Raw genomic sequence first — 20,907 nt, 5'->3', positions numbered from 1 at the left:
GCCCGTCTCCCCACCAGCACGAGGAAGCCTCAGTCACCGTGACGGGGGTTCCGTTCCGGGTCGAGCACCCTCAGCCGACGCCCCGGGAAGATCTTGAAGATCGCGCAACTGCGGGCGGGCTCCGTTCCGGCCCGCCCGCCCGCACCGGCAGGCGGCGGCCGCCACACTGCGGGTGCTGTCGATCCGGTCAACGATGTTCTTCGACGTCAAGGACGATCTTCCCGCTCACCCCGCCCGCGAGGAGACGGTGGGCTTCTGCCGCCTGGGCCAGGGGCAGTCGTGCCGCGATGCTCGGCGAGATGGCCTGGCGGGCCAGCAGGGCTACGAGCTCGGTGAGGTCTTGGCGGAAGCGGTCGGGGTACGCGGGCACGTAGGAGGCGGACAGGTAACCGTCGATGCCCAGTCCCTTGCTGAGCAGGCTGAGGGCTGACTGCCGCAACGTTCCCGCAGCGGTGCTGGCCAGGGCGATCGGACTGCGGCGCCCGCGCTGCACACCGCCGGTGATGCCGTAGACCACCAGGTGACCACCGGCGCCCAGCAGGGAGAAGGATCGACGGCCAGTGGCTCCGCCCACCCCGTCGAAGACGATGTCGACCCCATCGGGAGCAGCAGCACGCACTGCGCGCACCCAGTCCCCTCGACGGTCCACCGCCCTCGCTCCCCGAGCAGCCAAGGCCTCGAGCCGCGCTGCCGACGCGGTACCGATCACGGTCAGGCCACGCAGCCGCGCCAGCTCCACCAACGCGCCCCCGACACCGCCGGCTGCGCCGTGCACGAGCACGGTGCCGCCCGGCGCAGCCGGCGCCACGCGGGTGAGCATCTGCCAGGCGGAGACGTAGTTCAGCGACAGGGCGACCAACCCCGCGGCGTCCAGGTCGACCGGCACGGCGATGGCGAAGTCCTGGGAGACCTCGACGTGGGTGGCGTACCCACCGGACCCGGGAGTGCGCAGCAGCACCCGCTGGCCCCGGGCCAGCTCGGTGACGCCCTCCCCGACCGCCTCGACAACGCCCACGGCGTCGTACCCGGGTGTGACCGGGAAACGGGTCCGGGGCACCAGCCCTTCCCTCAGCAGGACGTCGCCGTAGGCCACACCCGCCACCTGAACGGCTACGCGAACACCACCCGGCGCCGGGTCGGCGAACTCACGATCGGCGAGGACGAGGCGCTCAGGCCCTCCTCGTCGGCGAGCGACGACAGCACGACCGCTGGAAACAGCCACGATCCCTCCTCAGGGTCGACTTCTCAGGCACCCGATCGTTCCTCGAGCACTTCGTGCGAGGGGGTGCAGGACCGGCCAGGACCGCGTGACTGACCAAGACCACGTGACCGACTGGAACCAGGTCGCTGTCCGCGGTCAGGTGGTGCGGTGCATCGAGGCCGTTCACCACCTCGCCGAGCTGCACCGGCGCGCGGCCACCGCCACGCACGGCCCGGAGGAGTTCCGGACGCTGGGTGGCACTGGTCGCCACGACCTGGCCGTCGGCCAGCACCGTCGTCAGCGACCGCACGTGGTTGGCGGCCAGACCGAAGCGGCGGCCGTAGAAGCTGGTGCCACCACCCAGCAGGTAGCCGATCACCCCGACGGTGGGTGAGGAACCGTGCAGGGCGGTCAACCCGTGCGCGAGTGCGGCCGGCAGGACGTCCCCCAGGTCTTGCCCGCCGGTACCCGGGCGGTGCGGGTGCCGGGGTCGGTGGACACCGGCGCGTCGATGAGCGGGCGCAGCAGCAGGGATCCGGGCGAGGCGGCGGCGCGACCGGCGGCGTGTCCGGTGGTGTGCACCTGCAACGGCAGCCCGAGCCGGCGCGCGGTGTCGACGGCGCGGGCCACGTCGTGGACCGCGTGCGCCGTGAACGCGGCCGAGGGCTCGAGCGGCACCGCCAACTGGTAGGCGGACGTCGTCGCGTCGTGCTCCGCGGTCCCGGGTGGTGCGAAGGATGACGTTCAGCGGGTCAGCCGGTCGCGGTGGGCGGTGAGGAAGTCGCCCAGGCTGGACCAGTCGGGGTTGTACACGCGCGCGGACTGCAGGTCGCGGCGACCGCTGTAGCTCTGCGGGAACTCGGCGTAGTACTGGAACATGTTCCCCAGCTCTTCAGCACCGGGGAAGCCGAAGCCGCGGAACTGCGCGGGGGTGAGGGGGCGGTAGGCGACGGGCTCACCGAGCGCCGTGCTGAAGGCGTCGGCCATCTGCTCACCGGTCAGGGTGTCGCTGACGGCCGGGACGGTGGCGTCGATGGTGTCGGTGGGCCGGCGCAGGACGTTCAGGACGATGCGGCCGATGTCGTCGGAGGCGATGCCGGCGACGGGAGCGTCACCGACGGGCAGGTGCAGGGCCAGGGTGCCGTCGTCGTCGCGCTGGGGGGCCAGGTCAGCGAGCAGCTGGTCCCAGTAGAACGACATGAGCAGGTAGGTGGTCGGCAGGCCGGAGGCGGCGAACAGGGCGTCGGCTGCTCCGCCCTTCACGTCGAAGTGCGGCACCCGGTAGCCCTCGCCGATGAACGGCATCCGCTCGTCATCGGGGCGGATGACGTCCCGGGTGTCCTCCAGCGTCGACCAGATCACGTGCTGCACCTGCGCGCCCTGGGCGGCGCCGATGAGGTTGCGCACCTCGCTCAGTTCACGCTCGGGTGAGCGGTGCTCCCAGAAGGGGGTGACCAGGTACGCGCCGTGCGCCCCGTCGAAGGCTGCGCGCAGGCTGTCCTGGTCCTCCAGGCCGGCTTCGACCACGTCGGCGCCGAGTTCGGCCAGGGCCTTGGCCTTCGGCGAGCCGGCGTTGCGGGTGAGCGCGCGCACGGCGAACGTCCCGTCGGACAGCAGAGCGCGCGCGACCGCTCCACCCTGGGTCCCGGTGGCGCCGAGGACGGTGATGAGCTGCTGAGAAGACATGCTGTTGCTCCAGTCGAGGTGAGTGCAGGGTGATCGAGAGGGCTGGGGTGGACGTCGTGGGGATGAACGTCGAGGGCTGCGAAGAGGACGGATGCGACCAGCTGTTCTCGAGAGCAGGTCAGGTCGGGTGGGCCACGACGACGACCTTGCCCGGCAGCGTCCCGGCGTCGGCCCTGGAGTGCAGCGCGGGCAGGTCGGCCAGGGCGACCCGGTGCGTGACGTCCAGCAGGAGCTCGCCGGTGCACACCCGGGCCACCAGGTCCGCGAGCTGGTCGGCGTCGCTGCGCACGAACACGTCGATGCCGTGCACACCGCGCGGCTCGTCGCAGGGCGCCGGCATCCACCCCTCCCGGTCGGCAGCGGTGTCGACCGCGGTGTGGACCGCGGCATTGACGAGGCGACCCCCGTCGCGGACCAGGGGAAGCAACGCAGCCAACTGCTGCGAGGTGGCCGAGGCGAGGTTGACGACGAGGTCCACGGGCTCGCTCATCGCCGCCGTCGCCTCGGTGGCGTGACCGATCACTTCGTCGGCGCCCACGGCGCCGACCCACCCCGCGTCGCGGGGGCCGGCCGTGGCGATGACGTGAGCGCGGGCCTCCTCGGCCAGCTGAACGGCGTACCCGCCGAGCGTCCCCCCGGCACCGTTGATCAGTACACGCTGTCCGGCGGTCAGCCGACCGTGGTCGAACAGCGCCTGCCAGGCGGTGAGACCGACCAGCGGTAGGGCTGCGGCGTCGGCCAGCGGAACGTTCCTCGGGATGCCGGTCAAGGCCTGCGCCGGAGCGATCGCGTACTCCGCGGCGCCGCCGTCGTGGTCCATGGGCAGGAGGGCGATGACGGCGTCGCCGACGGCCAGCTCGTTCTCGTCGCCATCGACTCCCGCACCGAGCGCGTCGACAGTGCCGGTGACGTCGGGGCCGGGGGTGTGCGGCAGCCGGAGGGGGATCGAACCCTGCAGGCGGCCGCTGCGAAGGGCGGCGTCGATGCCGTTGAAGGAAGTGGCAGCCACCCGGATCCGGACCTGACCGGCGCCGGGGGTGGGTCGTTCCACGTCCTCGTAGCGCAGGACGGCGGGTCCACCGAAGTCGTGGAAGCGCACTGCCTTCATCGTTGGACCTGCCCTCGTGAGTGACCTGCTGCGCGGACGCGGTTCGCGGTCCGGGAGACGTCACCCAACGTCGCAGGTGCTGGAGCATCCAGCCTGGGCCGGGTTGGCCCACCTTGACGACCGCCGTCAGCTCGTCACCGGGCACCGTGATGAGGGCACCGACGGGGGGTGACGGAACCCCCGTCGGATCGAGTGGTCGTCGCGCTGCTCCCGCAGGCCTCGCACGGGTGGCCGGCAGCCGTGCCGCAGCCCGGGTTCGGGTCGGGGGGACCCGTCCGGTGGCGGGCGCTCGGACAGCGAGCGCGCTGAGCCGTTCGTCGCCGCCCCGTCCCCGCCGCCCCGCCCCCGCTGCGAGACCCGTGCGTTGGCCTTGACCACACCGACCGAGGGTGGGCCAATCCGGCCCAGGCTGAGCGCTCCGGAAGCTGCCACTGTCGTTGACGGCACCGGATCCACGGTCACCCCCGGGTCCGCGCCATCCCCACTCACGCCTCAACACCTCACGAGAGCAGGCTCAGCGATGAAGGCAGTGCGCTTCCACGAGACCGGCGGCCCCGAAGTCCTGCGGTACGAAGACATCGACATCCCCACCCCCGGACCCGGTCAGGTCCGCGTGCGGGTGGCCGCCTCCGCGTTCAACGCCGCCGACAACGGCATGCGCGCCGGCTTCCTCCCCATCCCCATCCAGCTGCCGCACGTGCCCGGCTACGACGTCTCCGGCACCGTCGACGCCCTCGGCGACGGCGTGAACGAGAGCACCGGCGAGGGCGGGCCCAGCCTGCAGGTCGGCGACGCCGTCATCGGCTTCCTGCCCATGGAGCGCGACGGTGGCGCCGCCCAGTACGTCCTCGCCCCCGCCGACGCCCTGGTCCCCGCCCCCACCGCCATCCCGCTGCCCGACGCCGCCGCCCTGCCCTCGGTGGCCCTGACCGCCTGGCAGGCCCTCTTCGACGACGGCAAGCTCACCGCCGGGCAGCGGATCCTCATCAACGGGGCCGGGGGCGTGGTCGGCAAGTACGCCACCGCCCTGGCCAAGCGCGCCGGCGTGCACGTCGTGGCCACCGCCAGCCCCCGCAGCGCCGAAGCCGTGCGCGCTGCCGGCGCCGATGAGATCATCGACCACACCAGCACCGACGTGCTGGGCGCCGTCGAGGATCAGGTCGACGTGCTGCTCAACCTCGCCCCCATCGACCCCGAGCAGTTCACCCAGCTGGTCGCAGCGGTCCGCGACGGCGGCAAGGTCGTCAGCACCACCGCCTTCATGGCCACCCCCGGCGACGAGGCCCGCGGCGTCAGTGCCGCGACCGTCTTCGTCCTGCCCCACCGCGAGCGCCTGGCCGAGCTGGTCTCCCTCGTCGACGCGGGAGCGCTCCAGGTCGAGGTGACCCGCCGCATCGCGCTGAGCGAGCTGCCCGCCCTGCACGCCGAAGCAGCCGCTGGACGCATCCCGGGCAAGGTCATCGTCCTGCCCGAGTTGGCCTGACGCCCGACACCGCAGAAGGCCCAGGGAGCCGGGAGGCGGCCTGGTCCGCACGGGTGCACCAGCCGCGGACCGTGAGGAACTCTGCGGGTCCTCCTCCAGGAGAGGGCGGCGGCGTGAGGCAACCCCTACCCGGTCAGGCCGGAGCGGGCAGCCGATCCCACGGCGCCTGGTCCAGGAGCGAGGTCGGCTCCCCCAGCGAGGTCGCCCTCGGGGGCGTTGCCCGTTTCGTCGTCAGCATCCGCCCGGGTGTCACCGAAGATGACGTCACTGCTGGCCGCCAGCCAGTCGAACACCTCCAGGGGGGAGGTCCGAGCCGATGCCGGTTCGGGTTCCAACGTGGCCAGCAGCCGCCCAGGACGACCGCTCCGCATCCGCTCCCCGCTGTGCAGGACGGAGATGCAGCGGCCGGCCAGCTGGGCCCGGCGCTGGGCCAGGTCCAGGAAGCCGTGCAAATCGACCTGGGCCAGCACCGGGGAGAAGACCCGGGCCAGCACAGCGACCAGGCGGCTCGTGGGCCGGGCGGCCCGCAACGCGGCTCGGGTGCCGGAGCCGTCCGGGGCGAGGGTGGTGCGGACCGGGCCTGCTGCTCGTGGTGAGGGGGTGTCCGAGGGGATCCACTCGCGTCTCGACCATGGACCGTCGCCGGTGATCGGTCATCCTCTCGGCGGATCGATGCCGCTCATCCCTGTGGGGTTCCTCTATCACCCCTTCGGCACCGAGGGGGTCGTGGTGCGGCACCCGGCCAGCAGGCGGGTGACCATCTGCCGGGCCTCGTCGCGGCCGTAGCCGGGCCCGGGGATGGACAGGTTCCCCACCGCGCGCAGCAGCGTGGACGCGCTGACGTCCGGGTCCACCTCACCGGCCTGCTGGCCGGCCACGAGCAGGGACGCGCAGGCCGGGACCAGTTCGTCGAGGACGAGCGCGTGCAGGTTCGCCAGGGAAGGGTCCTCCGAGAGCAGGGCTTCGCCGAGGCCGTGCTTGGTGACCAGGAAGTCCACGAAGGCCGCCGTCCACCGCTGCAGCGCCTCGAACGCCGGGATGGGCTGCTCGCGCAGCGCCGCCGCGAGATCGGTGCACTCGCGGACCTGGTGGCGGTAGACGGCGCCGACCAGGTCCGCGCGGGTGGGGAAGTGGCGGTAGAGCGTGCCCACCCCGACCCCGGCTCGCTCGGCGATGTCCCGCACCGGCGCCTGCACCCCGAGGTCGACGAACGCCGCCGCCGCCGCGGTCAGCAGCGCCTCGCGGCTGCGCTGCGCACCGGCCCGGCGCACTCCGGTCGTGGGGGTCACCACGGCCTCCCTTGTTCGCGGAACAGTGTTCCGCTAAAGTTGGTGGAACGATGCTCCGCCGATTCTGGCAGAGCCGTCCACCCGGAGGACCCCTCGTGCTCACCAGCGCCCCCGACCGCCGGCTCGTCGCGGTCAAGCCCATCACCGTGCCCACCACCGGCCGCGGCGTCGACCGCGGCATCGAGCGCGGGATCGACCTGCAGGTGAAGGTCACCGCGCCCGCCGACGGCATCGACCTGCCCGTCATCGTCTTCTCCCACGGCAACGCCTGGTCCATGGACGGCTACGAGCCCCTCGTGGACCGCTGGGCCACCGCCGGTTTCGTCGTCGTCCAGCCCACCCACCTGGACTCCCGCCGCAACGGCATCGGCTTCGACGACCCCCGCTTCCCCGGCATCTGGCGGGTGCGCATCGCCGACCTGCACGCCGTCCTGGACCACCTCGGCGACATCCTCGAGCAGGTCCCCGGCCTGCCCGCCCGCGTGGACGCCGGCCGCGTCGCCGTCGTCGGGCACTCCTGGGGAGGACAAACGACCGGCGCTCTGCTCGGAGCCCGCGTCCTGGACGCCGGGGGCACCCCGGGTGAGGACTTCACCCACTCGTCGGTGAGGGCCGGCGCGCTCATCGCCACCACCGGCACCGGCGAGAGCCTGACGCCGTTCGCGCTGGAGCACCTGCCCTTCATGCGTCCGGGCTACTCCACCATGAGAACCCCCGCCCTGATCGTCACCGGCGGCAAGGACGACTCGGCGATGTCCACCCGCGGACCGGACTGGTTCACCGACGCCTACCACCTCAGCCCCGCCCCCAAGCGGTTGCTCACCATCGCCGACGGCGAGCACACCCTGGGCGGCATCGCCGGCGAAGCCGTGGCCGAGACCAGCGATGAGGACCCCGAGCGCGTGGCTCTCGTCGCCGACGCCGTGGCCGCCTACCTGCTCGACGCCCTCAGCGGTGAGGCCACCGCCTGGCAGGAGTTGCAGGAGAAGGCCGCAGCCAGCTCCGGCGCCTTCAGCATCGAGAGCAAGTGAGTCGACCCCGGGCCGACCCCTTCCCGTCCCCCATCCCGTCGCCTCCCGTCCCGAAGCACCTCGGTGCACCCCGCGCGTGATCGGGTTGAGCAGACGACGGGCAGGACCGCTCACGAGGAGCGGCCAGGCCCAGACGGCAGCGCTGCACACCGCAAGGGGCTCTCCCCGACCAGCAGGTGGCGCGGGAGGGTCGGCGGTGACCTCTGATCACGACTGGGCCGCGATCAGCTCCTCAGGCACAGGTTCGCGCCAGACGCTGAGACCCGAGGCAGGCGAGATCAGAACCACGGCGTCGGCTGGAAGGTGCGCGAGCGCTCTCCACCGTGGTCATCGATCACTGAAGGCGCGGTTCCCTCCGCAGCGCAGCGGTGATCCGCTCAGCCGCGACGTGGGTGACGGCGGCGAACTCCAACGGGTCGTGGCGCGCGGTCGTGGAGATCTGCAACGCCACGCGGTGACCGTCGGCGAGGAACACCGCGGTGGCGTAGCAGTGCAGGCCCTCGATGATGTCCTGCCGGTCCATCGCTGCGTGTCGCACCTGGTCCACCCGCGCGCAGGCGGCGCCGGGTCGCAGCACCAGTGCGGCGGCGGCCTCGGCGGGCAGGTGGCGCCCGGCGAAGATGTCCACCGGCAGCCGCTCGCGTCCGTTGACGACGTCGAGGGCCACGTGGCTCCCTTCGCTGGCCACCACCAGAGCCACGGTGGCGCCGGTCTGCTCGCGCAGTGCCCGCATCGGCTCCTGGGCCGTGCGGCGCAGTCCCGCGGCCGGCTCGATGCGCCGGGTGAGGCTGAGCAGGTCCGGGGCCAAGCCCCACTGATCGCCCACGCGCTCCACCGCCCCCACCGCCCGCAGCTGCCCCAGCAGTCGATGCACCGTCGCACGCGGTACGCCGGTGGCTGCCGCCAGGTCACGCACCTGGTGCTCACCTCGCGCATCCGGCAGGGCCCGCAACACGGCGAAGGCTCCCTGGAGCACCGAACGCTGGCCTCCCGCCCCGCCCTGCCCCCCGACGTGATCACCGGATCCGGCGAGGACCGCAGACAGCGCCAGAGCCTGCTGGTCACCGCCAGGCCGCGCCCCCTCAACACCGACCACCGCACCCCGTCCTCCGCCGCCACCTGCCAGTGGGCTCCGGGCCCCCTGGCTGTGCTGAGCGCCCTCGGCTCTGCTCAGCGCAGTGTCGCCGAAGCACCCGATGACGTCCAAGTGCGCTGCACGGACCACCGCACGCCCAGGACGAGGCGACCACCTGCGATCACAGTTCCCAGGGCGGCCTGCCCACTGAACGGGCAGGCCGCCACCGAGCACCTCCTCGCTGGGGCACGCTTGCGCTGTGGAGGGTCTGGAATTCGGCGCAGCAGTGCGTCAGCTGCGCGAGAGCACGCGACCGGAGGCCGTCGGGCTGCCGGCCGGCGGGCGCCGGGTGCGCGGGTTGCGCCGCGAGGAGCTCGCAGAGCTGTCGGGGATGTCGGCGGACTACGTCCGCCGGCTCGAGCAGGGGCGCAGCCACCCCTCGGCCGGGGTGGTCAAGGCCATCGCCCGGGCGCTGCGGGTCGGGCGGGGCGACTACGAGCGGCTGTGCGCACTGGCCGGGTACGCCGCCGCCGACGGGCAGGTGCCCCAGCAGCTGGGCCCGGGGGCGATGCGCCTGCTGGAGCGCTTCGCGGACACCCCGATGATCGTCACCGACGCGGCGATGAACCTCCTCGCGACCAACAACGCCTTCCTGGCCCTGGACCACTGGAGCCTCACCGGGGAGCGCTGGGAGTGGAACGTCGCCTGGCGCACCTTCTGCAGCCCCTTCGAAGCCTTCCAGCAGAGTGCGGCCGACGCGACCGACCACGAGGCCGTCCTCGTGACCCAGCTGAGGAGCTCCCTCCTGCGCTACCCCGACGACGCGTCGCTGGCCGAGCTGGTGGAGGAGATGCGCAGCCGCAGCCGGCTGTTCGACGCGTTGTGGCGCGCCCCGCGTCCGGTGCAGGCTTACGAGAGCAGCGCCACCTTCGTACGCTCCGACGGCGACTCCGTCACACTCGCCGGGAACATGATCGCCATCCCCGGCGACGACCTGGCGGCCGTCATGCTGACCGCCGCACCCGGCTCGCACGACGAGGCCCGACTGGCCGAGGTCGTCAGCGCCGCCGGCGCGCCTGCGATCCTGAAGGTGAGCCGGTCAGGCCCGAGCTAGGCGTGCGGACCCGCGACCTTCGACGACGTCAGCAGGACCGTGGATTCAGCTCGTCGTTCAACCTCGGTCACAGCTGGATGGGCGATGTCAGCGGTCGGCGAGTGGTCTTGCCGACGTCGCAGCGGGGCGTTGACCGGTGGCGGCCAGAACGAGCCACGTCCAGCGGTCGGCGGACTCGGGAGTGCGGATCCTCGGCCGCGTCCAGCCCACGGTCTGCTTGAGCAACGGACGCCCACGTCATCTGCTCCAGCACCTGGACCGTCCCCGTCTGCACCACTGGCTCCTCGAGGGCCATCGATGCGCGCGAGCCCGACCTGCTACGGCTGGAGTGGCGCCTCGTCAGGGTTCGTCCCTGCCAGGGAGGCCAGCAGCTGCAGCTTCTCGGCGCTGTCACTGCCGGTATCGGGGTAATACACGACGAGCAGGACCCCTTCCACCGGCAGCTTGTCGCGGTGCAGCCGCAGCTCCCCCACGACAGGGTGGTCGACGACGGTCGTGCCGCCCTGCAGGCGGCGCACGTCGTGGCGGTCCCACAACGCCCGAAAGCGCCCACTGGCCAGCGACAGCTCACCAACCAGCTCCACGATGCGGGCATCGTGGGCAGCGCCGCTCGCGTCCTGGGCGCCGTCGGCTACGGGCCCGATCGCCGCGTCGATGGTCGCGGTGGCACCAGCAACGCCGATCGAGTGGCGGAAGGCGCCGACGAATTCCGCGGTCGCCGCCTCCCAGTCGCGGTGGAAGTCGCGTTCAGCGGGGTCCAGGAACAGCGAGCGCAGTCGGTTCTCCCCCACTCGCAGCCGCGGGGAGAACGCCAGGGCCAGCGGGTTGGAGGCGAGCACGTCGAAGGCACGACCCTCCACGAAGGCCGGGACCTCGACGGCGGCCAGCAGATAGTGTAGACGGGCGGGGACCCGTTCCGCCCGTCGGCGAGAGGAACGGGCGCGAGGGCCGCTGCGCAGGTGGGGCTGGGCGAGGTCGCGCAGGTACTGCGTCTCCACCTCGTCCAGGTGCAGGACCCGCGCCAACGCGCCCAGCACCTGCGGTGAGGGGTTGCGGTCCCGACCGCGTTCCAGGCGCAGGTAGTAGTCCGCGCTCACCCCCGCCAGCAGGGCCACCTCCTCACGACGCAGCCCCGGCACCCGGCGCCGGGCGCCGGCGGGCAGACCCGCCTGCTGCGGAGTGACCAAGGCGCGCCGGGCGCGCAGGTACTCCCCCAGCCGGTTCGTCTCGCCCGCGGCCTCACTCACCTCGTCTGCCCCCCGCCGTCATGAGAGCGACGCTACCGCCGGTACCGGCCCGTAGAGGGGGTCCTGCCACTCCCCGGATCCGCGGAGCCCTCCCCGCCGGTCCCCGCACGACCGATGCTCATCAAGACCCGACGCACCAACACAGCGGAGAAGGACCAGTCATGGACATCAGCGGACGCACCGTCCTCATCGTCGGCGGCACCTCCGGCATCGGTCTGGGCCTGGCGCAGCGCTTCGCCCAGGCCGGCAGCACCGTCGTCGTCGCCGGCCGCGACCCCGGCAAGGTTCCCGATCTCGTCACTCCTCAGGGCATCGGGGCTGTCCAGATCGACGTCACCGACGCCGACAGCGTCCTGCGCGCCCGCGACGAGGTCCTCGCCGTGCACCACGACCTCGACGTGGTGGTGACCATGTCAGGCGTCATGCTGATGGAGGATCTGCGCGATCCGGCTCACTTCGCCCAAGCCGAGACCACCATCGCGGTCAACCTGCTCGGGACCATCCGGGTGATCGACGCGTTCACCCCGCACCTGATCGCCCGCGGGAGCGGGAACGTCGTCACGGTGACCTCCGGCATCGCGTTCATGCCGTTCCCGCCGATGGCGACCTACGGCGCGAGCAAGGCCGGGGTCCACGCGTACACCGAAGCCCTGCGGGCGCACCTGGCTGGCACCGGCATCGAGGTGACCGAGCTGATCCCTCCCGCAGTCGCCACCGCTGGGCAGGAGAAGGTCAACCCTGCGGCCTTGCCGCTGGAGGGGTTCCTCGACGAGGTGATCGACCTCCTCACCGCCGACCCCACCCCGGACGAGGTCGTGGTCCAGGCCGCGCAGCGACTGCGGTGGGCCGAACGCGACGGCACCTACGCAGACCTCCTGCAGCAGCGCTCGCAGTCGCTGACCACCCTGGCCGGTCGCTGAGCGCCACAGCACCGCTCACCACCAAACGCCGCTACACGCTGCAGACGAGGCAACCAAGACGGCGGCGGGGGGGGGCTCCCGGCCTCGAGGGAGCGTGGTGCTGCCCGTCACCACGGACGGCCCCACCGAGCTGTCGCGCAGCCCACGCTGCGGTGGTGATCCCGACCGGCCGCCGACGTCCTGACGTGACGCGTCATGTCGTTGTCGACCTCCCGACGTCGTGTCGTTGTCGACCTCGCGACGGGACTCGCCAGTCGCACCACCGGGTGGTGAACCGTACTGGCGGTAACAATGCTTCCTGCCGGTCGCCGGGCAGCAGCGATCGGTCGTCCAGGTCGATGTGCACCAGCGGACTCCCGGCGATCCAGTCGTCGACCTCCCCGACGACGCCCTGCACGCCGCCGCGGTCGTCCGGGTGCCGCAGCTCCTCGACGATCTGACGCAGCACCCGCTCACGCGGGGCCGGATCGGCGATGGGAACGCCGGTGGCCGGCAGGTCGGCACGCAGACCGTGCTCGAGGTGCACGACGATCCTGGGGCGCCCCAGGACGTTGGCGTACCAGTCGCGCCGGGCCGGGGCCGTGGTCAGGCACGGCTCGTCGCCGGCGCGGTAGAACCGGATCTCGATCCGGTGCGCGCGCCCGGAGCGGGCGCCGCTCGTGCTCAGGTCGATGGACAGGGCCGCCCTGATGGCCTCGCGGTCCGGTCGAGGATCGGATCGGGGACCGAACCGTGGGCCGGGCCAGGGCTCAGGCATCGACCGCCTGTGCGGTCGTCTCCGCGGGCAACGCCGGGCCCAGCAGCAGGCCCCCGTCGACGACGAACTCCGCACCGGTGACGAAACCCGCCTGCGACGAGGTCAGCCACAGCAGCATGTCGGTGACCTCACGCGGCTGGGCCAGGCGCGGCACGGCGAAGGCGTCGGGCGAGTAGACCTGCGCGATCACGACGTCGGACCCGGGCACGGGGTCGTGGACGAACGGGGTGGAGACCACGCCGGGGTGCACCGAGTTCACCCGGATGCCGTCACGGCCCAGCTCCAGCGCGGCGGTGCGGGTCAGGCCCCGCACGGCCCACTTGGCGGCGGTGTACGGCGCGAAGAGCGCGGTGCCGACGTTGGCCATCGTGGAGACGACGTTGACGATGGACCCCCCGCCCGCGCGGCGCAGGGACGGGCTCACCGCCCGGATCCCCAGGAAGGGGCCGGTGGTGTTGACCGCGAACGCCCGCGCCCAGACCTGCGGGTCGGTGTGCTCGATCGGTGCCGGCGGGGTCTGCAGCCCGGCGTTGTTGACCAGGACGCTCACCGGGCCGAACGCCTCCTCGGCGGTCGCGACCGCCCGCGTCCAGTCGTCGGGGTCGGCGACGTCGAGGTGGACGAACGTGGCGCGCTCGCCCAGTTCGTCGGCCAGGGCCCGCCCGGCGTCGTCGCGCCGGCCGGCGATCACGACGCGGGCTCCCTCGGCGTGGTAGCCGCGGGCGTGGGAGGAGCCCATGCCGCCGGTGGCTCCGGTGATGAGGACGACGTCCTCGCTGAACCGCTTGTCCATGGCATTCCCCTCCATGAGGTGAGTGGACCAACTCACCTCATGGAGGATGGCTCGCCCCGTGCGGTGAGTCAAGCGGCTCACCATCGGATATCGTCGCTCCGTGCCCGGCGCGTCCTCCTTCCACCAGCGGGTCGCCGCGGACAAGCGGGCCGCGATCCTGGCCGCCGCCGCCGCGCTCTTCGGCACCCGGGGCTTCGCCCGCACCTCCCTGGCGCAGATCGCCACCGCGGCCCAGGTCTCCAGGGCCACCTTGTTCAAGCAGTTCGCGACCAAGGACGCCCTGTTCGACGCGATCGTCGAGCAGGCGTGGACACCACAGGCGCTGTCGACCGCGCAGCTCGACCCCACCGATCCGGAGGCCGGACTGCGCGCCCTGGGCACCGCGTACGCCGAGGTGATCGGCCGGCCGGCCACGGTCGGGCTCTTCCGCCTGGTCATCGCCGAGGCGCCCTCGTCCCCGGAGCTGGGGCGCCGACAGTTCGACCTGGGCAAGCTGCCGTTCTTCGAGGAGGTGCGCGGCTACTTCGCAGCCGCCGCGGACGCCGGCTCGCTCGATGTCCCGGATGCGACGGTGGCGGCCACCCAACTGCTGGGCATGATCTCGACCTTCGTGCTGTGGCCCAGGATGTTCCTGCTCGACTGGGACCCCGAGCCCGCTGCGGTGGCCCAAGCGGTGGAGGAAGCCGTGCTGACCACCCTGGCCCGCTACGGCGAGCAGTAGCCGGCAGCACCCGTCGGCACCGGCACCACGAAACCGCCTCGACCGCTGACCGACGTCGTGGTCACGGCGCCCCGGGGCGCGTCGACCCGGAAACACCGGCTCGCCGGGTGAGCGACAGAGCAGACGTGGTCCGCAGCCACACGCCGTCCAGCAGCAGCCGTTCGTCGAAGAGCACGCCCAGCAGCTCCCGCCCGGCCTTCCTCTCCACGACCAGCGAGCGCACCGAGGCAAGCCCCAGCTCGACCAGCTCGGTGCCCGCCGAGCTCGACGACAGCCTCACCCGCGCAGCAGCCGGCTCGGCCTCCAGCTCCACCCGCGCAGCGCCGCGCGTCAGCGAGGAGCGCCCGCAGACGCAGGGCCACGGACGGTGCAGCACCCCGGTGCCCCGGCACCAGCGAAGGCCCCGCGCCGACCCGTGGAGAGGGCGCGCTCTGCACAGGTCCTGCCGTCTTGATCGATCCGGCTGCGCGCCGGGCTCGCTGACGGGACAGTGACCTGAGCTGAGGCCCGGGACGAGTCCCCTCCCGCCCCGGGCCTCACGCTGCAGGTGCGGTGCCACCAGCGCACCACCTGGCAGCCGGTTCTGACCAGCCCGGCTGCCAGGCGGTGCCGGTCACAGCACCGGCACCGGTGACGGCATCAGCTCGACTGCGCCAGGCCGACCAGGTTGCCCGCCGGGTCGCGGAAGTGCGCTACCACCAGACCCGAGGGCGCCGTGACCGGGCCCATCACCCGCTGCCACCCCGTGGTCTCTGCCCGCTCCAGCGCCTCGGCCACATCGGGCACACCCACGTAGAACAACGCCCGCGGCTCGTACCCGGTCCCACCGCCCACGCCCCCGGGCACACCCGTGCCCTGCGGGGTGCGCCCGGGATCGGTGAAGCCGTACTCGTCACCGGCGCAGACCTCCACCGCCACCGGCTGGCAGGTCTCGAAGACCCACCCGAACAGCTGCCCGTAGTAGCTGCGCAGCGCGCCCGGGTCCTGCCCGATGACCTTGTCAAGGCCCGGGTTTGATGGAGACCTGCAACCGGCGCCTCCGAGAGGATGATGGTCTCCATGGCTGCGCCCAGGAAGTATCCCGACGAGCTGCGTGAGCGCGCGATCCGCCTGGCACTCGAGGCCCGCCGCGACCCGGCGACCAGGACCGGCGCGGTCAAGCGGGTCGCCGGCCAGCTCGGCATCAACGCCGAGACCCTGCGCAACTGCGTCGCCCAGGCCGAGGTCGTACCCCGCACGCGGGAGGTACCCCCATCCGGCGACCGGCCCGGCACCACGACGTCCGACGCGCAGCGGCTGGCAGAGCTGGAGAAGGAGGTGCGTGAGCTTCGTCGAGCCAACGAAATCTTGCGTCGCGCGTCGGCTTTCTTCGCGGCGGAGCTCGACCGCCCATCGCGCTGAGCGTCGAGTTCATCGACAGCAACAAGCAGGAGCTGGGAGTCGAGCCGATCTGCCGTGAGCTGCAGATCGCCCCCAGCACCTACTACGCCGCCCGCTGTCGTCCTCCCTCGGCCCGTGCGATCAGCGACCGAGCCGCCCTGGTCGAGATCGACGAGGTGCTCCCCCGCACGCGGGTGGTACCCCCAGCCGAGAACCTGCGCGTGTACGGGTCCAGGAAGCTGCACGCCGCGATCAACCACCGCCGCGCACAGCGCGCTGATCCAGGCGAGGAGCCGACCCGCATCGCGCGGTGCACCGTGGAGAGGTTGATGCGCTCAGCTGGGCTGCACGGGCTGCGCCGCAGCGGCAAGCCTCCGCGGACAACGGTTCCGGCTCCGCCCGATCACCGGCCGGACCTGGTGCAGCGCCGGTTCCGCGCCGAACGCCCGGACCGCCTCTGGGTCGCCGACATTCCCCCAGCGCGGGCGCTGGGAGGTGCCCCCACGCACATCCGCACGTGTTCGGGGTGGGTGTACGCCGCGTTCGTCACCGATGTCTGCACCCGACGCGTGGTGGGTTGGCAGGTCGCCACCCACCTGCGCACCGAGCTGGCTCTGGATGCGCTGCAGATGGCGTTCTGGGCCCGCCGGCGTGAGGGTGTGGACCTGAGGGGGTTGACGCACCACAGCGACAAAGGAGTTCAGTGCGTCGCGGTTCGCTACGGCGAGCGTCTGGCAGCCGAAGGCGCGGTCGCCTCGGTGGGATCCACCGGTGATTCCTACGATAACGCGATGGCGGAGGCGTTCAACTCCCTCTTCAAGGCCGAGTGCATCCGCAACCCCCACCTGCCCGGTCGCGAGGGTCCCTGGTGAGGCATCGACGACGTGGAGATCGCGGTGGCGGATGGGGGCACCTCCCACGAAGTGGGGGAACGTCGACTGGTACAACCACCGCCACCTGCACGGCGAGCTCGGCATGGTCCCGCCTGCTGAGTACGAAGCCCGCTTCGCCGACCACCCCATGATGATCACCGGCTGAGCGTTGCTTGACGCCCTCTACCGAACCCGGGCCTTGACACGCCGCGGTGGCCGAGGCGAACCCCGGCGGGCGCTGGAGCACCCCCACCGACACTGCTCGCCTCGTCGGCTGGCTGCTCAGCAACGACGCGGACTGGGTCACCGGACAGACCATCGCCTCCGACGGCGGCTGGTCGTCCCGCTGACCATCAGTGCTGTGGTCTGCGCACGAAGCCCCCTGGCGGCTTCGCGATCATCCCGCGGCCCGGGGGCGATCGCAGTCGGTAGCGACGCCCGCCGGCGCCCCGGCCACCGGCCTGGCCCGACTGGTACCACGGCGGTACCATGAGCTCATGGCGATGACCCTTCGACTGACCGACGAAGAGACCGACGCCCTGCGCCGCCGCGCTGAGCAGGAAGGCCGCTCCATGCAAGAAGTCGCCCGCACCGCCATCGGCGAGTACGTCTCCGACCGCCCCGCCCGCCTGCGTGCGGCCATCGACCGGGTGCGCACCGAGGACGCCGAACTCCTCGCCCGCCTGGCGCGGTGACCCAGCCAGAGCACCCGATCGACCACCTGTCCACCGAGGACCTGCTCGAGATCGCCGCCGGTGTCGTCGAGGACGTGCAGGTCCGCGACCTGGGCCTGCTCGCCTCGGCAGCAGCCCGCCCCCGCACCACCGTCTTCGGCCGCGAGGCCTACCCCACCCTGGCTGACCAGGCCGCCGCCCTGATGCACTCCCTGGCCCGCAACCACCCGCTGGTCGACGGCAACAAGCGCCTGGCCTGGTCCGCGGCGCGCGTCTTCTGCCTGCTCAACGGCACCGACCTGGTCATGGACGTCGATGACGCCGAGCAGATGGTCCTGGCCGTAGCCGCTGGCGATCTCGATGCTGCGGAACTGGCGAAGGTGATCGATCAGCACCTCGGGTGAGAACGCGCGGTCATCCTGCTGGCCAGGACGTCTCCGGCCACCCGGATCCGTCGACCGGCGCGAGGTGCTGACCTCACAAGGTGCCCCCCGCCGAGGGACAGGAGCCAGGATGCAGCAGGCACAACCAGCACCGGTTGAGGTCGACACCCACGACGGCAGCAGCGAGCACGTCGCCACCGTCCTGCCCGGGCGCGGCTACACGTGCGACGCCCCGTTGCTGCACCACACCCGCCTGCTTGCTGCACAGCCGCGGCTTCAGCGTGCGCACCGTGCGCTGGCCCACCCCGCCCACCCCCGCGCAGCTGCTCGACCTCGCTCCCGGCCTGCTCGACGCCGTGCGGGCCCGCACGCACCTGGTGGTGGCCAAGTCGCTGAGCACCCGGCTGCTGCCCCTGGCCGTCCAGCGCGCCCTGCCAGGCGTCTGGCTCACCCCGCTGCTGCGCGAGCCGCAGGTGCGCCGCGCCGCCGAGCGAGCCACGGCGCCGACCCTGCTCGTCGGCGGCTCCGCCGACCCGTACTGGGACGCGGCCGCTGCCGCCGCGTGGGGGCAGCGCGTGCTCGAGGTGGCCGGCGCCGACCACTCGATCGAGGTCCCCGGAGAAGTCGGCGCCTCCTTGCGAGCCCTGCAGACGGTCGTGACCGAGATCGAGGACTTCCTCGACACCCTGCCCTGAAGCGCGCAGCCATCCCGCGTTGTGCGCGCTGTCGCAAGTGGTCCACGACGTCACGCTCTTGTCGAAATGCGCGACGTCCCCGTACCGCACCTGTCGTCAGCTGATGGCGTAGCCAGCCATCGCCACCGTGCCGGCAGCGGGCAGGACCCCCAACTCGACACCGGGATCCCCATCGACCAGGGAGAAGTCGGTCGTGCTGACGGCCCCCTCGGGCGTGCAGTCCAGGACCAGCCGCGTCGCCTGCCCTGACGTGCTCGATGCCGGCAGCGGCGCCGTGGCGGTACCGGCTGCGAGGCGGGTGGTGACGGTGAGCGAGCCGTTGCCGACGCAAGCCACGCGCACGTGGTGCACGCCGGCCCGTAGGACGTTGAACCCGTTGACCGCGGTGAAGCTCCGCACCTGCCACCCCTCGGCGGTGTCGGCTCCGGTCGCCACCTGGAGCTGGCTGAGACCGACCGCGCTGGAGGGGGCGGGGAAGACCTGCTTGAGGGTCTGAGCGTCGTGGGCGAGCTCGGCGCGGTGATCACTCGCCCGTGCTGTGCTCGCCGGCGAGGTCCGCGGTTCACCGCCGTAAACGTGCCCGGCGCTACAGCCGGTCAGCCCAGCCAGCAGAACCAGCCCAGCCGTGACGCCACGTCCGCTCCTCATGGTCGAACGATGGCAGGCGAGCGCCGGGATGTCCGGCGTTCGCTCGTTGCCACCCTGGGTGGTGGTGCCCCTGTCACGGTCATGCCGCGGGCCGTGCTGTGCACGGTCATGGCACTGGCCAGGACGTGGACGACCTCACGGTCTTGTCGAACCGCGCAAGATCGTCAGGAGCCTTGCGCGGGCCGCAGGACCTACTCCGACGACTCCCCAGACCGCAGGTGACGCTCCAGCGCGGCGACCTAGTCAGGGCCCACCACCGGCTCGAAGTCCAGGTGCTCGCTGGGGTGCATCCCCGCCCCTGAGCCGGGCAGCACCACCAGCCACGCAGCCTCCGGCCCGAACCAGGACGCCTGCCCGGCTGTGCCCACCTCCAGCCGGTCCTGCGGGTCGGTGGACTCCCCCGCCGGGACCACCCGCACCCACTGCCCCTCCTCGCCGTACGGCGGCCTGGGTACCAGCACCTGCAGGTGCTCCCCGGCGATGCGCTCCACCGGCACGCCGAAGACCCGGGCCGCGTCCTCGCGCGCCACCGCGCGCACCTCGCCTGTCCATCGGGTGGCGCCCACCAGCACCTCACCCTCGGGACCCTCGACGAGCACCGCGTAGGAGCGGTCCGGCTCGTGGCGGACTCGGGCCCGCACGTGCAGTGGAGCATCAGCCATCTCAAGATCATCCTTCATGCGCGCCGCTCCCACCAGGGCCGTACACGCGCGGTCATGGCGTGCTCAACGCGCGATCACGACCAGCCGAGACGTTCGCCCGTGTCGAAGAGCACCACCCCTTGGAGCACTGCTCGGGCGCCGGGCACACCGGCGCCGTGCAGGACACTGACCCCGTGCCGCAGCGCGAGGAGTCGAGCACCGTGGCCCGACTGCAGGAGAGCATCGACGCCGTCCTGCTCCCGCGCGGGTTCGCCCCCGGGTCGGCCGGCGCCTCCGACAGGCACCGCCAGATCATCTGGTGCGCGGCCGCTGACGACTTCGCCGCTCGCTTCCCCGCGCTGCCGGTCAGCCAGGAGCCGCCGCAGGGCTGGGCCAGCATGTGCACCGACGTCGTCGTCGACCTCGTCGACGTGGCCGTCGACGACGATGACGTGGCCAGCGCCGGCGGCGACTGGCGCTTGAGCGGCGTGAACGTGGAGGGCCACCCCCTGGACCGGCTGTTCGCCGGCCTCGGTCTGAGCGCCACCGCCGAGCGCGCCGGTGCCCTGATGGGTTCCAGCGCGCACGAGTGCCTCACCCGGCTGCCACCGCTCTTGCTCGAACTGCTGGAGGGGGCCACCTCGCAGCGTTGAGCGCCCTGGTGCCACTGGCGGGCGCACGGTCATCCCGCTGGGCGCGCGATCGAGTCAGCACCGGCGGTCGTCACCCAGCCTCGGCGAAGCGCTGCACGTAGCGCCGCTGCCACGGCATCTCCACCGCACCCCGGTGGTAGGCCTCGCGCACGTGAGCGATGGCCGCCCGCGCCGGCAATCCGTCCAGCACCACCAGGCACGCCAGGGCGGTGCCGGTGCGCCCCGCACCACCTGCGCAGGCCACCTCCACCCGACTGCCCTCAGCGGAGCACCACGCCCAGCGCAGCGCCTGAAGAGCACCGGCACGATCCGTGGGCACCCAGAAGTCCGGCCAGCGCACCCACCGCGACGGCCACGGCACGGGCGCCGGCGTCCTGCCCAGCAGGTACACGCCGACCTCGGGGACAGGGCCGGGCGGCGTTCCAGCGCGCAGCCCGCGCCCTCGCACCAGCCGCCCGCTGGGCAGGATCAGCACACCCGGCACATCCCGGTTCCACGATCCGCTCACTGCAGCACCGTAGGCACGACCCCGCCGC

The 20,907-nt window shown here is 72.5% G+C and carries 26 protein-coding genes, 1 pseudogene and 1 other annotated feature; of the genes and pseudogenes, 12 read left to right on the top strand and 15 right to left on the bottom strand.

The features are described 5' to 3' along the window. Positions 1–187: 187 nt before the first annotated feature. The gene (locus tag ACRYR7_RS04340) at positions 188–1,222 is read right to left on the bottom strand and encodes a zinc-binding dehydrogenase (RefSeq protein ID WP_432570837.1); all 1,035 of its coding nucleotides are present in this window, start codon (positions 1,220–1,222) and stop codon (positions 188–190) included. A 103-nt stretch (positions 1,223–1,325) separates the two neighbouring features. On the opposite strand from ACRYR7_RS04340, the gene ACRYR7_RS04335 reads away from it, so the two are divergent. Further along, complete coding sequence (locus ACRYR7_RS04335) at positions 1,326–1,595, top strand: hypothetical protein (RefSeq protein ID WP_432570836.1); 270 nt, start codon at positions 1,326–1,328, stop codon at positions 1,593–1,595. Between the two features lie 17 nt (positions 1,596–1,612). On the opposite strand, the gene ACRYR7_RS04330 is transcribed toward ACRYR7_RS04335, so the two are convergent. The 3 genes from ACRYR7_RS04330 to ACRYR7_RS04320 form a co-directional block, all read right to left on the bottom strand. Beyond that, positions 1,613–1,879, bottom strand: a complete 267-nt coding sequence (locus ACRYR7_RS04330) for a hypothetical protein (protein ID WP_432570835.1) — start codon at positions 1,877–1,879, stop codon at positions 1,613–1,615. A gap of 66 nt (positions 1,880–1,945) precedes the next feature. Beyond that, the gene (locus ACRYR7_RS04325; protein ID WP_432570834.1) at positions 1,946–2,887 is read right to left on the bottom strand and encodes an NmrA/HSCARG family protein; all 942 of its coding nucleotides are present in this window, start codon (positions 2,885–2,887) and stop codon (positions 1,946–1,948) included. 118 nt (positions 2,888–3,005) lie between these two features. Then, positions 3,006–3,995, bottom strand: coding sequence for an NADP-dependent oxidoreductase (locus ACRYR7_RS04320; protein ID WP_432570833.1), 990 nt, complete (start codon positions 3,993–3,995; stop codon positions 3,006–3,008). 520 nt (positions 3,996–4,515) lie between these two features. On the opposite strand from ACRYR7_RS04320, the gene ACRYR7_RS04315 reads away from it, so the two are divergent. Then, on the top strand, positions 4,516–5,478 hold the full coding sequence (locus ACRYR7_RS04315) for an NADP-dependent oxidoreductase (RefSeq protein ID WP_432570832.1): 963 nt from the start codon (positions 4,516–4,518) through the stop codon (positions 5,476–5,478). A 125-nt stretch (positions 5,479–5,603) separates the two neighbouring features. Here the strand turns inward: ACRYR7_RS04315 and ACRYR7_RS04310 are convergent, their stop codons facing one another. After that, entirely contained in the window at positions 5,604–5,972 is a 369-nt protein-coding gene (locus ACRYR7_RS04310; RefSeq protein ID WP_432570831.1) for a hypothetical protein, read from the bottom strand. A 207-nt stretch (positions 5,973–6,179) separates the two neighbouring features. Then, complete coding sequence (locus tag ACRYR7_RS04305; protein WP_432570830.1) at positions 6,180–6,767, bottom strand: TetR/AcrR family transcriptional regulator; 588 nt, start codon at positions 6,765–6,767, stop codon at positions 6,180–6,182. Between the two features lie 95 nt (positions 6,768–6,862). On the opposite strand from ACRYR7_RS04305, the gene ACRYR7_RS04300 reads away from it, so the two are divergent. Then, a complete protein-coding gene (locus ACRYR7_RS04300; protein ID WP_432570829.1) occupies positions 6,863–7,798 on the top strand; it encodes an alpha/beta hydrolase family protein in 936 nt (311 codons plus the stop codon). Positions 7,799–8,132: 334 nt separating this feature from the next. Here the strand turns inward: ACRYR7_RS04300 and ACRYR7_RS04295 are convergent, their stop codons facing one another. Next, positions 8,133–8,894: a helix-turn-helix domain-containing protein gene (locus tag ACRYR7_RS04295; protein WP_432570828.1), complete on the bottom strand. Its 762-nt coding sequence runs from the start codon at positions 8,892–8,894 to the stop codon at positions 8,133–8,135. Positions 8,895–9,132: 238 nt separating this feature from the next. Here ACRYR7_RS04295 and ACRYR7_RS04290 point away from each other — a divergent pair, with 238 nt between their 5' ends. After that, positions 9,133–9,987: a helix-turn-helix domain-containing protein gene (locus ACRYR7_RS04290; RefSeq protein WP_432570827.1), complete on the top strand. Its 855-nt coding sequence runs from the start codon at positions 9,133–9,135 to the stop codon at positions 9,985–9,987. Between the two features lie 317 nt (positions 9,988–10,304). Here ACRYR7_RS04290 and ACRYR7_RS04285 read toward each other — a convergent pair whose 3' ends face one another. Next, positions 10,305–11,234, bottom strand: a complete 930-nt coding sequence (locus ACRYR7_RS04285) for a helix-turn-helix domain-containing protein (RefSeq protein ID WP_432570826.1) — start codon at positions 11,232–11,234, stop codon at positions 10,305–10,307. Positions 11,235–11,395: 161 nt separating this feature from the next. On the opposite strand from ACRYR7_RS04285, the gene ACRYR7_RS04280 reads away from it, so the two are divergent. Continuing rightward, the gene (locus ACRYR7_RS04280; RefSeq protein WP_432570825.1) at positions 11,396–12,154 is read left to right on the top strand and encodes an SDR family oxidoreductase; all 759 of its coding nucleotides are present in this window, start codon (positions 11,396–11,398) and stop codon (positions 12,152–12,154) included. 193 nt (positions 12,155–12,347) lie between these two features. On the opposite strand, the gene ACRYR7_RS04275 is transcribed toward ACRYR7_RS04280, so the two are convergent. After that, the gene (locus ACRYR7_RS04275; RefSeq protein ID WP_432570824.1) at positions 12,348–12,911 is read right to left on the bottom strand and encodes a hypothetical protein; all 564 of its coding nucleotides are present in this window, start codon (positions 12,909–12,911) and stop codon (positions 12,348–12,350) included. Further along, entirely contained in the window at positions 12,904–13,719 is an 816-nt protein-coding gene (locus ACRYR7_RS04270; RefSeq protein ID WP_432570823.1) for an SDR family oxidoreductase, read from the bottom strand. The genes ACRYR7_RS04275 and ACRYR7_RS04270 overlap by 8 nt, the downstream gene beginning before the upstream one ends. Positions 13,720–13,804: 85 nt before the next feature. On the opposite strand from ACRYR7_RS04270, the gene ACRYR7_RS04265 reads away from it, so the two are divergent. After that, positions 13,805–14,425 carry a TetR/AcrR family transcriptional regulator gene (locus tag ACRYR7_RS04265; RefSeq protein WP_432570822.1) on the top strand — a complete coding sequence of 207 codons (621 nt, stop codon included), beginning with the start codon at positions 13,805–13,807 and terminating at the stop codon, positions 14,423–14,425. Positions 14,426–14,486: 61 nt separating this feature from the next. On the opposite strand, the gene ACRYR7_RS04260 is transcribed toward ACRYR7_RS04265, so the two are convergent. Further along, a complete protein-coding gene (locus tag ACRYR7_RS04260) occupies positions 14,487–14,801 on the bottom strand; it encodes a hypothetical protein (RefSeq protein WP_432570821.1) in 315 nt (104 codons plus the stop codon). Between the two features lie 263 nt (positions 14,802–15,064). Further along, the gene (locus ACRYR7_RS04255; protein WP_432570857.1) at positions 15,065–15,397 is read right to left on the bottom strand and encodes a VOC family protein; all 333 of its coding nucleotides are present in this window, start codon (positions 15,395–15,397) and stop codon (positions 15,065–15,067) included. Positions 15,398–15,484: 87 nt separating this feature from the next. On the opposite strand from ACRYR7_RS04255, the pseudogene ACRYR7_RS04250 reads away from it, so the two are divergent. The 5 genes and pseudogenes from ACRYR7_RS04250 to ACRYR7_RS04230 all read left to right on the top strand — a co-directional run bounded on the left by ACRYR7_RS04250 (position 15,485) and on the right by ACRYR7_RS04230 (position 18,429). Then, positions 15,485–16,843, top strand: a pseudogene (locus tag ACRYR7_RS04250) (IS3 family transposase). Continuing rightward, positions 15,787–15,900: a sequence feature (AL1L pseudoknot), on the top strand. Its footprint overlaps the pseudogene before it by 114 nt. Positions 16,844–16,889: 46 nt before the next feature. After that, on the top strand, positions 16,890–17,027 hold the full coding sequence (locus ACRYR7_RS04245; RefSeq protein ID WP_432570820.1) for an SDR family oxidoreductase: 138 nt from the start codon (positions 16,890–16,892) through the stop codon (positions 17,025–17,027). A 147-nt stretch (positions 17,028–17,174) separates the two neighbouring features. Next, positions 17,175–17,372, top strand: coding sequence for a DNA-binding protein (locus ACRYR7_RS04240; protein WP_432570819.1), 198 nt, complete (start codon positions 17,175–17,177; stop codon positions 17,370–17,372). Further along, positions 17,369–17,755: a type II toxin-antitoxin system death-on-curing family toxin gene (locus ACRYR7_RS04235; protein ID WP_432570818.1), complete on the top strand. Its 387-nt coding sequence runs from the start codon at positions 17,369–17,371 to the stop codon at positions 17,753–17,755. Before ACRYR7_RS04240 ends, ACRYR7_RS04235 begins: the two co-directional genes overlap by 4 nt. A gap of 236 nt (positions 17,756–17,991) precedes the next feature. Beyond that, complete coding sequence (locus tag ACRYR7_RS04230) at positions 17,992–18,429, top strand: alpha/beta hydrolase (RefSeq protein WP_432570817.1); 438 nt, start codon at positions 17,992–17,994, stop codon at positions 18,427–18,429. A 96-nt stretch (positions 18,430–18,525) separates the two neighbouring features. Here the strand turns inward: ACRYR7_RS04230 and ACRYR7_RS04225 are convergent, their stop codons facing one another. Together ACRYR7_RS04225 and ACRYR7_RS04220 are read right to left on the bottom strand one after the other, a co-directional pair. Beyond that, a complete protein-coding gene (locus ACRYR7_RS04225; RefSeq protein WP_432570816.1) occupies positions 18,526–18,864 on the bottom strand; it encodes a hypothetical protein in 339 nt (112 codons plus the stop codon). A 452-nt stretch (positions 18,865–19,316) separates the two neighbouring features. Continuing rightward, positions 19,317–19,739: a hypothetical protein gene (locus tag ACRYR7_RS04220; RefSeq protein ID WP_432570815.1), complete on the bottom strand. Its 423-nt coding sequence runs from the start codon at positions 19,737–19,739 to the stop codon at positions 19,317–19,319. 155 nt (positions 19,740–19,894) lie between these two features. Here ACRYR7_RS04220 and ACRYR7_RS04215 point away from each other — a divergent pair, with 155 nt between their 5' ends. Continuing rightward, positions 19,895–20,371, top strand: coding sequence for a hypothetical protein (locus ACRYR7_RS04215; protein WP_432570814.1), 477 nt, complete (start codon positions 19,895–19,897; stop codon positions 20,369–20,371). Positions 20,372–20,441: 70 nt separating this feature from the next. Here the strand turns inward: ACRYR7_RS04215 and ACRYR7_RS04210 are convergent, their stop codons facing one another. Further along, positions 20,442–20,879, bottom strand: a complete 438-nt coding sequence (locus ACRYR7_RS04210) for a protein-tyrosine phosphatase family protein (RefSeq protein ID WP_432570813.1) — start codon at positions 20,877–20,879, stop codon at positions 20,442–20,444. Between the last annotated feature and the right edge of the window lie 28 nt (positions 20,880–20,907).

Source organism: Kineococcus gurbantunggutensis, from assembly GCF_050871925.1.
GTDB lineage: Bacteria > Actinomycetota > Actinomycetes > Actinomycetales > Kineococcaceae > Kineococcus.
This window is presented reverse-complemented; position numbering and strand designations above follow the sequence as displayed.

What these genes read in the sequence shown, in the direction of transcription:
- ACRYR7_RS04325 (WP_432570834.1), bottom strand. Translation starts at nt 2,887, where the DNA reads ATGTCTTCTCAGCAGCTCATCACCGTCCTCGGCGCCACCGGGACCCAG.
- ACRYR7_RS04320 (WP_432570833.1), bottom strand. Translation starts at nt 3,995, where the DNA reads ATGAAGGCAGTGCGCTTCCACGACTTCGGTGGACCCGCCGTCCTGCGC.
- ACRYR7_RS04315 (WP_432570832.1), top strand. Translation starts at nt 4,516, where the DNA reads ATGAAGGCAGTGCGCTTCCACGAGACCGGCGGCCCCGAAGTCCTGCGG.
- ACRYR7_RS04280 (WP_432570825.1), top strand. Translation starts at nt 11,396, where the DNA reads ATGGACATCAGCGGACGCACCGTCCTCATCGTCGGCGGCACCTCCGGC.
- ACRYR7_RS04275 (WP_432570824.1), bottom strand. Translation starts at nt 12,911, where the DNA reads ATGCCTGAGCCCTGGCCCGGCCCACGGTTCGGTCCCCGATCCGATCCT.
- ACRYR7_RS04270 (WP_432570823.1), bottom strand. Translation starts at nt 13,719, where the DNA reads ATGGAGGGGAATGCCATGGACAAGCGGTTCAGCGAGGACGTCGTCCTC.
- ACRYR7_RS04240 (WP_432570819.1), top strand. Translation starts at nt 17,175, where the DNA reads ATGGCGATGACCCTTCGACTGACCGACGAAGAGACCGACGCCCTGCGC.
- ACRYR7_RS04220 (WP_432570815.1), bottom strand. Translation starts at nt 19,739, where the DNA reads ATGGCTGATGCTCCACTGCACGTGCGGGCCCGAGTCCGCCACGAGCCG.